Annotated in this window: 16 protein-coding genes; 10 read left to right on the top strand and 6 right to left on the bottom strand. The window is 37.2% G+C overall.

Annotated elements, in window-relative coordinates:
- Positions 1–437: 437 nt before the first annotated feature.
- From C9J45_RS14320 to C9J45_RS14310, 3 genes are all read left to right on the top strand, one after another.
- Positions 438–1,076 carry a 2OG-Fe dioxygenase family protein gene (locus C9J45_RS14320; protein ID WP_107207547.1) on the top strand — a complete coding sequence of 213 codons (639 nt, stop codon included), beginning with the start codon at positions 438–440 and terminating at the stop codon, positions 1,074–1,076.
- Complete coding sequence (locus C9J45_RS14315) at positions 1,054–2,292, top strand: cysteine desulfurase-like protein (protein ID WP_107292685.1); 1,239 nt, start codon at positions 1,054–1,056, stop codon at positions 2,290–2,292. The genes C9J45_RS14320 and C9J45_RS14315 overlap by 23 nt, the downstream gene beginning before the upstream one ends.
- Before the next feature lie 410 nt (positions 2,293–2,702).
- Positions 2,703–4,139, top strand: a complete 1,437-nt coding sequence (locus tag C9J45_RS14310; protein ID WP_107292684.1) for a glyceraldehyde-3-phosphate dehydrogenase — start codon at positions 2,703–2,705, stop codon at positions 4,137–4,139.
- Between the two features lie 221 nt (positions 4,140–4,360).
- Here C9J45_RS14310 and C9J45_RS14305 read toward each other — a convergent pair whose 3' ends face one another.
- Positions 4,361–4,609 (bottom strand): hypothetical protein, encoded by a 249-nt coding sequence (locus C9J45_RS14305; protein WP_105061985.1) that lies wholly within the window; start codon positions 4,607–4,609, stop codon positions 4,361–4,363.
- Between the two features lie 242 nt (positions 4,610–4,851).
- Here C9J45_RS14305 and C9J45_RS14300 point away from each other — a divergent pair, with 242 nt between their 5' ends.
- The 4 genes from C9J45_RS14300 (at position 4,852) to C9J45_RS14285 (ending at position 7,117) form a co-directional block, all read left to right on the top strand.
- A complete protein-coding gene (locus tag C9J45_RS14300; protein WP_107292683.1) occupies positions 4,852–5,052 on the top strand; it encodes a hypothetical protein in 201 nt (66 codons plus the stop codon).
- A 116-nt stretch (positions 5,053–5,168) separates the two neighbouring features.
- The gene (locus C9J45_RS14295; RefSeq protein WP_107292682.1) at positions 5,169–6,020 is read left to right on the top strand and encodes a DMT family transporter; all 852 of its coding nucleotides are present in this window, start codon (positions 5,169–5,171) and stop codon (positions 6,018–6,020) included.
- 116 nt (positions 6,021–6,136) lie between these two features.
- Positions 6,137–6,607 (top strand): hypothetical protein, encoded by a 471-nt coding sequence (locus C9J45_RS14290; protein WP_233217763.1) that lies wholly within the window; start codon positions 6,137–6,139, stop codon positions 6,605–6,607.
- Positions 6,608–6,634: 27 nt separating this feature from the next.
- Positions 6,635–7,117 (top strand): rod shape-determining protein, encoded by a 483-nt coding sequence (locus C9J45_RS14285; protein ID WP_107292680.1) that lies wholly within the window; start codon positions 6,635–6,637, stop codon positions 7,115–7,117.
- Positions 7,118–7,119: 2 nt separating this feature from the next.
- Here C9J45_RS14285 and C9J45_RS14280 read toward each other — a convergent pair whose 3' ends face one another.
- The 3 genes from C9J45_RS14280 to C9J45_RS14270 all read right to left on the bottom strand — a co-directional run bounded on the left by C9J45_RS14280 (position 7,120) and on the right by C9J45_RS14270 (position 8,985).
- Positions 7,120–7,806 (bottom strand): DNA alkylation repair protein, encoded by a 687-nt coding sequence (locus tag C9J45_RS14280; protein WP_304593133.1) that lies wholly within the window; start codon positions 7,804–7,806, stop codon positions 7,120–7,122.
- A gap of 11 nt (positions 7,807–7,817) precedes the next feature.
- Positions 7,818–8,396 (bottom strand): DJ-1/PfpI family protein, encoded by a 579-nt coding sequence (locus C9J45_RS14275; protein WP_107292678.1) that lies wholly within the window; start codon positions 8,394–8,396, stop codon positions 7,818–7,820.
- 271 nt (positions 8,397–8,667) lie between these two features.
- On the bottom strand, positions 8,668–8,985 hold the full coding sequence (locus C9J45_RS14270) for a fumarate hydratase (RefSeq protein ID WP_107207556.1): 318 nt from the start codon (positions 8,983–8,985) through the stop codon (positions 8,668–8,670).
- 567 nt (positions 8,986–9,552) lie between these two features.
- Here C9J45_RS14270 and C9J45_RS14260 point away from each other — a divergent pair.
- Together C9J45_RS14260 and ykgO are read left to right on the top strand one after the other, a co-directional pair.
- Positions 9,553–9,810: a type B 50S ribosomal protein L31 gene (locus tag C9J45_RS14260; RefSeq protein ID WP_005365865.1), complete on the top strand. Its 258-nt coding sequence runs from the start codon at positions 9,553–9,555 to the stop codon at positions 9,808–9,810.
- 2 nt (positions 9,811–9,812) lie between these two features.
- Complete coding sequence (ykgO, locus tag C9J45_RS14255; protein WP_005365863.1) at positions 9,813–9,956, top strand: type B 50S ribosomal protein L36; 144 nt, start codon at positions 9,813–9,815, stop codon at positions 9,954–9,956.
- 104 nt (positions 9,957–10,060) lie between these two features.
- Here ykgO and C9J45_RS14250 read toward each other — a convergent pair whose 3' ends face one another.
- Positions 10,061–10,336 (bottom strand): nitrogenase-stabilizing/protective protein NifW, encoded by a 276-nt coding sequence (locus C9J45_RS14250; RefSeq protein ID WP_107292677.1) that lies wholly within the window; start codon positions 10,334–10,336, stop codon positions 10,061–10,063.
- 148 nt (positions 10,337–10,484) lie between these two features.
- Here C9J45_RS14250 and C9J45_RS14245 point away from each other — a divergent pair, with 148 nt between their 5' ends.
- Positions 10,485–11,126, top strand: a complete 642-nt coding sequence (locus C9J45_RS14245; RefSeq protein WP_107207558.1) for a LysE family translocator — start codon at positions 10,485–10,487, stop codon at positions 11,124–11,126.
- 155 nt (positions 11,127–11,281) lie between these two features.
- Here the strand turns inward: C9J45_RS14245 and C9J45_RS14240 are convergent.
- Positions 11,282–11,877, bottom strand: a 596-nt coding sequence (locus C9J45_RS14240; RefSeq protein WP_107292676.1) for an IS3 family transposase, incomplete at its 5' end; no start/stop codon positions are given.

Below are 11,877 nucleotides of genomic sequence, written 5' to 3'. Positions count from 1 at the left end.
AGAGCAATAAAAAGGAAAACGATTGTTAACTAAAGAACACATTGTCATTTAGCGGCAGGAGCAATATGTATAAATAGGCGTTAACCTTCCTATCAACTGATTATATTGTGCTTAGTTCTGAATTTAATTTTTTATTGTGATTATTTTACGTATAGGTTTATGTATTCACAGCTGATGATGGAATATTTTCTCAGGCTTATTAAAATATTGACATAACCGAATAAATTTCACCTACCTTCTTTTTTTTTGATAATTAATGGATTAAACCACTGATTCTCTGTCTCGTATTAGATTAATGTTTTAATTTTATTCTTTTCTGGATTTAGGTTTTGGAATTTATGTTCTTTTTGGCTTATTTGATTGAAATTAAACACTTTAGCAATATATTATAATGTTAGTTAACGAGTTATTAACATGGATAGAGGCGAGGGTGTTTAATGGAGATAGAAAATAAATTCTTAATCGAAGCTTTCCAAGTACCGTCAAAGGTAGCAGCGAAAGTTGCTCCATTCTTTGACCTGCTCCCCCCTGACAAGTACATCAACAGCGATCATCGATTTCGTGCTTACGCGCGTTTTCAGTTTGAAAATGGAAGCATCATTAAACTTCCCCATTCAAAATTTAAACAGTCATCTCAAGTTAACCGGGTGCTCGGTGACGTTGAGCGAGACTTTTCTGATATATCACAAGACATGGTAAATACCGTTGAATTTCAGCATCTTTTGAAATCATTTATGGAACGCACTGGGGCTATAGATGATCACTCAGTTGTGGATGTTCACCAAATTCGTGTTACTTGCGACCATGATGCTGCAAGTGCACCTGCGCCAGAAGGAATACACCAAGATGGCTTTCGGTATGTTGGTATTTTCTGTGTTCAAAGAAAAAACATCTCAGGCGGATATACGCAAATCTTTGCTTCTCCAGTAGAGCAGCATCCACATATGAATACAGTGCTTGAAGAAAACCAATTTGTAATACTCAATGACGAACGCTTTTATCATTACATATCTGAAACATTATCCAATATTGAAGGGCAAAAAGGAGTAAGAGATGTCTTCGTCTTTACCGCTTAGTCAGCATGTAGATCTTCTACGTAAACAATTTCCAGCGTTAAATTGTGAGGTTGATGGTCGTCAAGCTATCTATTTTGATGGTCCAGGAGGTGCACAACAACCGCTTAGCGTGATAGAGAGTTATGGTAATTATCTTAAGCAGGGTAATACTAACCTCGGCGGTCATTTTTCTGTCAGTCGTAAAACGGTAGAGCTTGTCGATACATGTCGTGAGAAAGCGGCAGCACTTTTTGGCGCAGAGAAAAAAGAAGAAATTATCTTTGGGGCTAATATGACCTCGATGACTTTCCATTTTAGTCGTGCGATAAGTAACGATTGGAAAGAAGGTGATGAGATCATACTGAGTACTGCAGATCATGGTTCAAATCGCTCATCATGGGCGATGGCTGCTCAAGATAAAGGGGTAAAAGTTCATTATATTCCTATCTTGGATAATACTTGCCAACTTGACCTTGAAGCGTTTGAACGCCTACTGAATGATAAAACCCGACTTATTGCTGTGACTGCAGCGAGTAATCTTTCGGGTACGTTAGTCGATATTGAAAAAATAACCCGTCTTGGTAAAGCCAATGGCAGTGTCGTTTATATTGATGCCGTGCATCTTTTACCCCATAAAATCATTAACGTTGCTTCTTTAGGCGCTGACTTTGTTGCAGGCTCTGCCTACAAGTTCTTCGGCCCTCACCTTGGTGTCTTGTACGGTCGCCAACAGGCGTTAGAGTATTACTCTCCTTATAAGGTAGAGCCAGCTCCTTCATACTCACCGAATTGCTGGGAAACAGGAACGCTAAATTTTGAGGCGTTATCGGCATTCTCTTCGACAATTGATTACTTAGCGTCTTTAGGCCACGGAAGGTGTTTACGAGAACAATTAGAGAGTGGTTATGAGAACATTGGCAATTACGAGAGTCTTCTCGCGAGCAAGTTCCTGACACGTTTGAAAGACTACCCTTCAATTGAATTGTTTGGCGAGCCTAGTATTAATAATAGAACGGCAACGTTTGCACTGCGCTTTGGTGAGTTGAACCCAACAGAGGTAGCCGCTCATTTAGGAGAGCAGGAGATTTACACCTGGAGTGGTCATCTTTACGCTGATATGTTGACAGATGCACTTAAAATAACAAAAAAGGGTGGGATCTTACGTGTCGGTTTAATGCATTATAATACCGAAGAAGAAATCGAACGTTTTTTCAATGCCCTTGATCAGATACTTTAACGATTGAGTAATTTTTAATGAGAGGCCTTACTTTTCAATGAGTAATGTCTTCGTGTTATTGAGACTTGATTGGGTTGCGATTTAATTATCTGTAAATTAAATAAGTTAAAAATGGGGGATGAAACATTCCCATTTTTAATGTGTCGCAGCCTTATTGACGCCATGTGTAACGATTTAAGCTCTCCATTGCTTTTACTCGTTATCAATCATGAGTGACACTTATTTTTCCTAGCTGAACAGCTAATCTCATCTTAAACGCAATCATATAAAAACTACAGCTTGAAATGCTGTGCTTTCGAGTCTTTAAAGTGGCACTAAAGACCATGACTTGAAATGCACTCTTAATGCTAAGTGGCTCCCTACAATCGCCATGAAAGCAAAAACTTAACGTGAAAAGGTCCTGAGAAAAAATGAGTCCAGAAAAGCACTTCCGAGAATGGCAAACGAGTCAAACTTACGCCGAATCTATTGCTCCTGTTTTAGGCCAACTGTACCGTCAAAAAGGTGTTGAAGTTATACTTTTTGGTAAAACATTAGTTAATGCGACAACAATCGACATCATCAAAGCTCACCGTGTTGCCAAGCGTTACATTGGTTGTTCACTTACAGTTGAACAAACGCAACCAATTATTCAGCATCTTATTAAGATGGATTTGTCACCTTGTCGTATTGATGTCGGGCGCCTCGCATATACATTTTGGGAGAGTAATGTAGATACACATGGGCTGGATGATTTCTTGCAAACAGCATTGAAAGATTCACTTGAAGATGATCCAATGACAGAGCCTCGTGATGTGGTGCTGTATGGTTTAGGTCGTATAGGTCGTTTATTAACTCGATTATTAGTTGAAAAGAGTGGGCCCGGTTATCCATTAAGATTACGTGCAATTGTGGTGCGGGGTGGAAAAGACGGTGACTTAGAAAAACGCGCCAGTTTATTACGTCGAGACTCTGTGCATGGTCAGTTTAATGGCAGTATAGTCATCGATCATGAACGTAAAGTCATCATTGTGAATGGTAACTACATTCAAGTGATTTATGCCAATAAACCGCAAGATGTCGATTACTCCACTTTCGGTATTAAGGACGCCTTAGTTGTTGATAATACAGGTGTGTGGCGCGATACTGAAGGGCTTAGCCAGCACCTTGCTTGTAGAGGTGCCAAAAAGGTGTTGTTGACCGCCCCAGGTAAAGGAGAAATAAAGAACGTTGTATTCGGTGTAAATGAAGATGTTATTGACCGTGAAGACACGATAATTTCTGCTGCAAGTTGCACGACAAATGCGATTACTCCGGTATTAAAGGCAGTACATGATAAGTTTGGTGTATTGTTTGGTCATATTGAAACAGTACATTCATTTACTAATGACCAAAATCTGATAGATAATTTCCACACTGGAGATCGTCGTGGCCGTGCTGCTTCATTGAACATGGTGCTGACATCAACCGGTGCTGCTAAAGCAGTGGCAAAAGCCATGCCTGAAATGGCAGGTAAATTAACAGGCAACGCGATTCGTGTCCCAACCCCAAATGTATCAATGGCGGTAATGAATCTTCAATTAGAGCAAAGTACCGATAAAGAAGCGTTGAACGCTTATTTACGAGAAATGGCGCTCTCTTCAACGTTATCTGCACAAATTGATTTTACTGACTCGACAGAAGTTGTCTCGACAGATTTAGTTGGTTCGCGTTATTCGGGAGTGGTTGATGGTGTTGCGACCATTGCACAAGACAATCGTGCCGTTTTGTATATTTGGTATGACAATGAGTTTGGTTATAGCTGTCAGGTTGTGCATTGCATGGAGCAGATGATGGGAGTGCGTTATAAAACATATCCTTACGTTTAATGAATAGTTTTCTTAAATCGATCTTAAAATAATAAAGATACCAGTAAAAATATAATGGTTTCACTTGCCTCTTTTTATGAAGAGGATTGCCACTTAGCGCTACTCCCCATAGTTCTGAGTGGCTTTTATTGACGAAAGAAAACAGTGAAACAACGCTTTATCGATAAAATCTGGATGAATAAAGCGCTGCGAGTCTTACATAGATAATTGCACCTAATGATTTATAACCCCATGTATGCCATGAGTTCACTCTTGATACGATTATATTCTCGATTCGTTACTTTTTGTGCTTGATAGTCGGTAGATTCTGCCTGCCCATCTTCTGCGACTTCAATTTCAAGAAAAGGTAGTTCATTGCTATTGGTCATTAGGTACAAAGCACGATTACCATCAATTTTATAGTCAAGATCAAAAGCAACAATCGTTTCCATATTGATATAGACAGTATTTATTTTAAGCGCTTTTTTCATCACATCACCTCATCCCTTTAAAATCAATATTTAAGCATTTGAATAAGCATATTCTCGATTATTTCTTCTGTCTTTATTGAGTTATGCAAACATACCTTTTGCTATTGCATAATTGTCTATACGTAAATGATAAAGGTTTTTTTGTTACACGAAGATGTGTCGTACTTCGCCTTTATTTGTATTCGAAAAGAAAGACAAGATAAGAAGTTATAAGATGGGCAATTTATTATTAAGTTGAACTAATGCAAAAATTTAATATAAGTCGAATAAACACTGATTTTGGAATATTTAACGTTATAGGAACTTACAATAAAAAATGTAAAGTGCTAAAGATAAGTCAGTTATATCAGATGGGGACTGATGGTTGGTTTGAACTGGATATTAATAGAGCTCCATCTGTTGTTGAAAAATTAGAGCCTTTAATAATAAACCACATGAATTAAAGAACTTTATATTGCTTTATAATTGATGGATATTATTTATATCTGGTATGGGTTTATGGACTTGGTTTAGACTTTAAATCATTAATATCACAAGTATTCAAAAAGGGTTAGCAGTGATGCTGTCAATATTATGGATGATGGGTGCACTTTGCTCGTTTTGTTTAATAGCTATTGGTGCAAGAGAGTTATCTGGTGATATCACCACTGCTCAGTTAATGGCACTGCGTAGTATAATTGGATTAGGCATTATTAGTGCTATTATCTTATATTATCGAGATAAACATTTATTTCAGACGCAACGCTTGCGGTTACACGTATTTCGCAATGTATTCCACTTTGCCGGTCAATATGGCTGGTTATTAGGGTTAACATTATTACCCTTGGCAGAAGTTTTTGCGATTGAGTTTACCGTACCTATTTGGACTGCAATTATTGCCACGTTGTTCTTAAACGAACGCTTTACCTCAAAGCGTTTGTTTTCCTTAGTGCTGGGTTTCATTGGCGTACTTATCATTGTTCAGCCCGGTATTAAAATCATTAATAGTGCTTCGCTAATCGTACTAGGGGCGGCGATGTGTTATGCCGTATCTCATACTTCAACTAAATCACTTTCTACTTCAGATAAGCCATTAACTATTCTATTTTTCATGTGTTTAGTACAACTTCCGTTTGGGTTAATACTGGCTTACCAAGGTTGGCAATCACCCAATATCTTTGCGTGGGGTTGGATTGTTTTAGTGTCTGTTTCAGCACTATTAGCCCATTTCTGTATGACCAAAGCAATGCAATCTGCCGATGTAACCTTAGTGGTTATGATGGACTTTTTACGCTTACCTTTAATCGCGATTGTAGGGTTTTATGTTTATGAGGAAGGGATTGATTGGACTCTTTTCTTAGGTGCCAGTTTTATGCTGGTGGGTAATTTAATGAATGTGAGTTCACCTAGAAAAGAAATGGTGAATAGTTAATGTTGTCGTTATTCGCATCGTTGGGTTATTACGTATTTCTTATTTTTAGTGGGTTATTATTTCTGATTTTGGCGCCGTCTACATTGGTGTATGCAGATGCTCATAAGATGTTGTTAATGATGACAATATGCTCCTGTATTATTCTTTGGTTACTGTTTTTTTATTTTCTCGTAACGAATGATACCTTTAGAGAAATCGCATTTACACGTATAACAAGGAAAGGAAATAAAATATTCAGTATTGCGCCAGCATTCATTTTCTTTACTATAACACCGCTCTTTATTTACATGTTTTATATAAAAGTGATCCCTAGTGTAATTATTGCTTTTCCTATCAATATTGCATATCAAAATGTTGTCATTAAAGATCTTTCACAAGATAGAAGCATGGATTGGTGTATTAAGCCTGAAGAGTTTACACAATTTATGAATAATAGTATTTGTGATATTCCCTCTGAAGTTGGGAGTAAATTATCATTAAATGATCGCGTTATTTTAGTGGGGAGAAAAACAGATCTTAGTTTTGGCTATTATGCGATGGTCGTGATGAAACCTGAATTAGACACTCCCATTAAGCATCACTTTTAGTAGTTTTAATAAGGATAGAGTAAGGCAATGTCATTCTTACAAAAGTTAAAACGCGATTTGCTGATTGAACTGAGATCTAAACAGTTATCTGTTCAGATATTTGGAACGAGTGAAAGGGTGGATTTATCTCCCTATATTGCGATTGAAGATACGAAAAATAATGTATTAGCTGTTGGTGATAAAGCAAAATATTTATCAGGTTCAAATATTACAGTGCTTAATCCGTTTGATCATAAACGCTCGTTTGTCGGTGATTTTGCATGCGCTGAAAAGCTGCTGCAATATGCTGTCCGTGAAGTATTAGGTAATAACAAGTTCTCAATAAGCCCACGTATTGTGATACATCAATTGGAAAAAGTAGACGGTGGTCTCACTGATATTGAAGAGCGGGTGTTAAAAGAATTAGCAATGGGAGCTGGGGCAAGGCAGGTTTTAGTCTACAATCACTCGGTTCGCATTCATGCTCAGCAAACCTCTTATGCAGCGTTGAAAAAACAAATAGGCTCGTAGTTTTATAGTGCCATTAATTTTTGTTGCGTGGTTTTATCCAGTTTTTCTAATGCATAGCGAAAAGCCGTACGGGTCATCGCGCTGCGGTGCTGAGTTAAGTATTTAATCACAGTTTCAGGTTCGTGTTTAGACAGTACTTTTAGCATCCAACCGTATCCTTTTTGCACCAAGTAGTGCTCATCATTCTGGAGTAAATTCGCCACGGTTAATGGGAATAAGTCGCTGTAGTCCTTTTTGTTCATTGGATAAATCAGGATCACTGCCGTAGCGCGGCGAACAGCAAAGTTATCATGGTTTACCCACGGCAAAATTTTAGGAAATAGTGATTTATATTTCAGTAGCAATTCACCAAAAGCATGGGTACAAAAATCATCACAATCGTTCCAGTCAGTTACGTAAGTAAATAACCAATGTTGGAAGGTTGTAAAGGTTTCAGGAGTATATTGCTTCTTCATTTTAAATGCCCAATCGTAAGCAATAATACTACAAGCCCAATCACGCTGTTTTAGCAATGTTTCACACACTGATAAAGTTGAATCAATATCTTGGATTTCTAATTGTTTAAAAAGTGCAGCAGAAAGGACCCGAACCTGACTGGTTTTAATCGCTTTGGCAGGATAGCCTATTTCTGAAAGGGCATTTTTAACGGTTGATATGATCGTCATGGCGTCCTGCTTGTTGGCATTTATTGTAAATCATTTTAAGGGTATTGTTGCCAATGGTATTCCATTTGATGTGCCACTTGTTCTGCAAGCACTAAGCTGTGTAATTTTGATACGAGGTATAAGCTCATGTCTATTCCTGCTGATATACCTCCGGATGTTATATATTTTCCATCACAAACCCATCTTTTATTATCTATGACATTTAGATCAGGGAAGGTTTCGATTAAAATTGGAATGTCCTCCCAGTGGGTTGTGACAAACAAATGGCTAAGCAATTGGGCTTGTGCGAGCAAAAAGACGCCAGTGCAAACAGAAACAACGTGAGTTGCTGTTGTATCAATATGCTTTATCCATGCTAATACTTCTGTTTTATTCATTTCTTCAGTGTGAATACCACCGACAACGATGAGAACATCTATATGCGGGTGATCGTTGAAGCTGTAATGTGGTAGTACTTGGAAGCCACCTCGTGCTGTCACTGGATCAGACGTTTCAGCAATGAGGAATATATTCCAATCTTTTGCATGTAAGCGCTTAGCGGTACTAAAGACTTCGAAAGGCCCAGAAAAGTCGAGAACTTCTGCATTGTCGTAAATATAAATACCGATATTCATTTTTGCTCCATGCATGAACGAACTTAAAGGAGAAAGGAACAGATATAACGTTTAGTAGAGCTATCATATCGTGCAATATTATGGGAGGTAAGAGAGAAGATTGTGATGAGTGATACATTTTTGAATGTTTTAATAAAACAATGAATGACTCTGTTATTGAGTGGTTATTTGTAACGAAGTATTGGGATAGCTGAATTAGAATAATTAATGAAGTGTTAGCATAATCGAAATCATTATTTTTAACACTTCATGCTCGGTACTTAATCAGTATTTAGTTAGTGACTTGACCAATAAAAATAAATACAGCAATAACCGTTGGCATATAAGCGTATTTGAGAATTTGTTTTAATTTAAAGCTTGTTAAACGTGGTGCAAAGAGACTAAATAAAATACTTACGTTACATAGTAGAAAAAGTCCGTATGTTTTAATGGTAACGTCGTGTGTTTTTAATAACTTAATTTGTGCGAGGATTAATACCACATTAAGAATGATGCTAAAGATGCGTGCAATATTAAACTGTGCAAGTTGCATATCATTCGTTGAATTATCTCGCTCAGTTTTATCAACAGTGTCTACTGGTTGGTTCATGAATGTACATTCCTGAATGATGATGTTTAAAAGGGCAAAAAAGCCCAACAATGGCATGATAATCAGCCATATTATTTCGATATTTTAACTAAAGAGAAAATTTGTGACACCCCTAATTATAGCTAATTTTGCAATATCAGGTTGGAAAATTAATCGCTATTACATTGGTTATTCAGATTAATGTTTAAGTTTCTCTTTTTCTGTGTTTTTTATGTTAATCATGAAGCTGTTAAAGTGTGTCATTAATGGTATTCAAAAGGTTGTAAAAGAGGCGGCGAAGAAAAAGTTCTTCTAATAATGGATTCGAAAAATCAGATTCTTTCCTATACCAAGTCGCGAGGCTTAAACTTGATTGAATGTAATTAGCAACAAGATCATGTTCTAACCCATTCTCATTTTGATGAATAAGAAAGAGATCTTCTGCTTTATAAAATGATCGGTATAAAAAAGTGGTTTCAGTCATTATCCGCATCTCGATATGAATCTTACTGATAACTATTATCATCTTTGTTGATCTTGCTTGTTGTTATGTTATAACATAACCAAAGGCAGCAAGGGAGAGTAATAATGAAAGAAGGTATACACCCAGAATATCGAACGGTGGCTTTTCATGACACTGGTGCAGACAAGTACATAATGGTTGGTTCAACAATACAAACGTCAAGAACGGTTGAACTAGAGGGAGAAACATATCCTTATGTTACGTTAGATGTTTCTATGCATTCTCACCCGTTTTACACCGGTAAGCAGAAGATGACGAAACGTGATGGACGTGTTGCTCGATTTAATAAACAGTTTGCGATGACAGGGCTAAAAGGGGAATAACAATGCAGGTATTAAGCTCATTAAAAAGTGCAAAGAAGCGTAGTAAGGATTGCCAAGTCGTTAAACGTCGTGGTCGCCTTTATGTTATTTGTAAATCAAATCCAAGATTTAAAGCAGTACAGGGCAAGGTAAAGAAGAAAAAGTAAGATAGCAATAGTGAAAGGATGAATCCCAACCGGCTAGGTATCATCATATTAAAATAATATATTGCATATGAAGCCCATTACAAACGTGATGGGCTTTTTGTTTATTATCGACGTTGACAACTGGTACATCCGCGACAAGCTTGTCTTGTTGATTTATCTAATAATGAACGTTGTACACGACAGTAGGCATTTTTCAATGCTCGGCGGCCTGAAAACCAATCATCAGGCTTTTCCATGATCAAATAACCACCAAAGCGCTTTACTAACGCCTCACGATTGGCATTGATAAATTGGCTGTCGTAGCTAATCTCAAAGTAATCAAGTGCCTGCTCTATAGCAATGAAATCTTTAATAGTTGTGAGAATATCTGGTTTGGTCATGGTGTTGTCTCTATTTATTGAAAGCGCAAGGTAGCACAAAGGGAAGTAAGGTATTTTGATTTTGATCTGTATATTAGGTTGTTAATAAATTGTTTGTTTTTCAATTGTTTTTAACTATTGTGGAGAGTGAAAAGAAAAGGAGACTGAAATGGAATTATTTACGACCTACCTAACAGAATTAATAGCCGTTGTTACTATCACTGTTTTAACCATTATTACACCGGGACCTGACTTTCTGATTGTGGTTAGAAATAGTCTCGTTCATTCAACGCGTTCTGGTATTCTCACTGCATTAGGTGTTGCTGCTGCGATTTGGGTACATACTTTTTATACCTTAGCAGGGATTGGCGTATTGCTTTCTCAATCTATTGTTCTCTTTTCTATCGTTAAATACCTTGGTGCGGCCTATCTGCTTTATATTGGTTATAAAAGTCTAAAAAGCACAGCGAAGACAACATTAGAGAATAGTGATCTTAAAAAGAAGGATGTTAGTGCTATTGCAGCTTTTAAAATGGGTTTTTTAAACAATATGTTAAACCCTAAAGCAACGTTATTCTTCTTGAGTTTATTCACTCAGTTAGTTAGTGCGTCGACACCTATCGCTATTCAAATTACCTATGGTGCGATTGTGTCATTTACCTGTTTTGTTTGGTTTTCTATGGTCGCAATTTTCTTAAACCGCAGTTACATTAAAAATGCTTTCTTATCAGCTCAGCAATATATTGAAAAAGTCATGGGTGTGGTGTTAATGGCATTAGGCGCGAAGGTTGCTTTATCTAGCTCTAATTAATCTTATGATTTATTGATAGTAAAAAGCGATCTAACGATCGCTTTTTTGTTCGTATTAAAAATAAAAGCTCAGCAAGTGTTAGTTAAAAATAATATTTGGAGTGGAGGATATTAAGACTATTGTATTCAACCCATAAGAGGTTATTCGTGTAGTGGTCAACAAATACTAGCCACGGTTTTAGAGGTTAACCAATATAATCGTTCTGATTCATTCGGTGTTAATCCGCCATTATATTGATGTGGTCGTAATTGGCTGTAATAACCAATAATATATCGAGTGATTTCGTGTTTTGCTTCAGCAAAACTACGATAACCTACATTTGGTACCCATTCTGTTTTTAAACTTCTAAAGAAGCGTTCCATGGGGGCGTTATCCCAACAATTTCCTCGTCGTGATAAGCTTTGTTTAATCTGGCATCGCCATAGTAATTGTCTGTAGTAACTGCTGGTATAATGACTACCTTGATCACTGTGAAACATAACCCCTTTAGGTTTATGTCGTGATTCATAAGCCATCATAAGAGCCTTACCTGTTAAGTGACTGTCAGGCGATAGAGACATCGCCCAACCAACAGGCTTTCTCGAAAATAAATCGATAACCACAGCAAGATACATCCAGCGATGTCCAGTCCACACATAAGTCACATCACCAACCCAAACTTGATTAGGTGATGTAACTGCAAATTGACGATTCAGATGATTTGGAATTGCAATATGCTCTTGATTTGCTTTTCGGTATCTATGTTTCGGTG

The organism is Photobacterium sp. GB-1 (assembly GCF_003026165.1).
GTDB lineage: Bacteria > Pseudomonadota > Gammaproteobacteria > Enterobacterales > Vibrionaceae > Photobacterium.
This window is presented reverse-complemented; position numbering and strand designations above follow the sequence as displayed.

Excerpts from the sequence above, each read along its gene's own strand:
- C9J45_RS14320 (WP_107207547.1), top strand. The coding sequence starts at position 438 with ATGGAGATAGAAAATAAATTCTTAATCGAAGCTTTCCAAGTACCGTCA.
- C9J45_RS14315 (WP_107292685.1), top strand. The coding sequence starts at position 1,054 with ATGTCTTCGTCTTTACCGCTTAGTCAGCATGTAGATCTTCTACGTAAA.
- C9J45_RS14310 (WP_107292684.1), top strand. The coding sequence starts at position 2,703 with ATGAGTCCAGAAAAGCACTTCCGAGAATGGCAAACGAGTCAAACTTAC.
- C9J45_RS14305 (WP_105061985.1), bottom strand. The coding sequence starts at position 4,609 with ATGAAAAAAGCGCTTAAAATAAATACTGTCTATATCAATATGGAAACG.
- C9J45_RS14300 (WP_107292683.1), top strand. The coding sequence starts at position 4,852 with ATGCAAAAATTTAATATAAGTCGAATAAACACTGATTTTGGAATATTT.
- C9J45_RS14295 (WP_107292682.1), top strand. The coding sequence starts at position 5,169 with ATGCTGTCAATATTATGGATGATGGGTGCACTTTGCTCGTTTTGTTTA.
- C9J45_RS14290 (WP_233217763.1), top strand. The coding sequence starts at position 6,137 with ATGATGACAATATGCTCCTGTATTATTCTTTGGTTACTGTTTTTTTAT.
- C9J45_RS14285 (WP_107292680.1), top strand. The coding sequence starts at position 6,635 with ATGTCATTCTTACAAAAGTTAAAACGCGATTTGCTGATTGAACTGAGA.
- C9J45_RS14275 (WP_107292678.1), bottom strand. The coding sequence starts at position 8,396 with ATGAATATCGGTATTTATATTTACGACAATGCAGAAGTTCTCGACTTT.
- C9J45_RS14270 (WP_107207556.1), bottom strand. The coding sequence starts at position 8,985 with ATGAACCAACCAGTAGACACTGTTGATAAAACTGAGCGAGATAATTCA.
- C9J45_RS14260 (WP_005365865.1), top strand. The coding sequence starts at position 9,553 with ATGAAAGAAGGTATACACCCAGAATATCGAACGGTGGCTTTTCATGAC.
- ykgO (WP_005365863.1), top strand. The coding sequence starts at position 9,813 with ATGCAGGTATTAAGCTCATTAAAAAGTGCAAAGAAGCGTAGTAAGGAT.
- C9J45_RS14250 (WP_107292677.1), bottom strand. The coding sequence starts at position 10,336 with ATGACCAAACCAGATATTCTCACAACTATTAAAGATTTCATTGCTATA.
- C9J45_RS14245 (WP_107207558.1), top strand. The coding sequence starts at position 10,485 with ATGGAATTATTTACGACCTACCTAACAGAATTAATAGCCGTTGTTACT.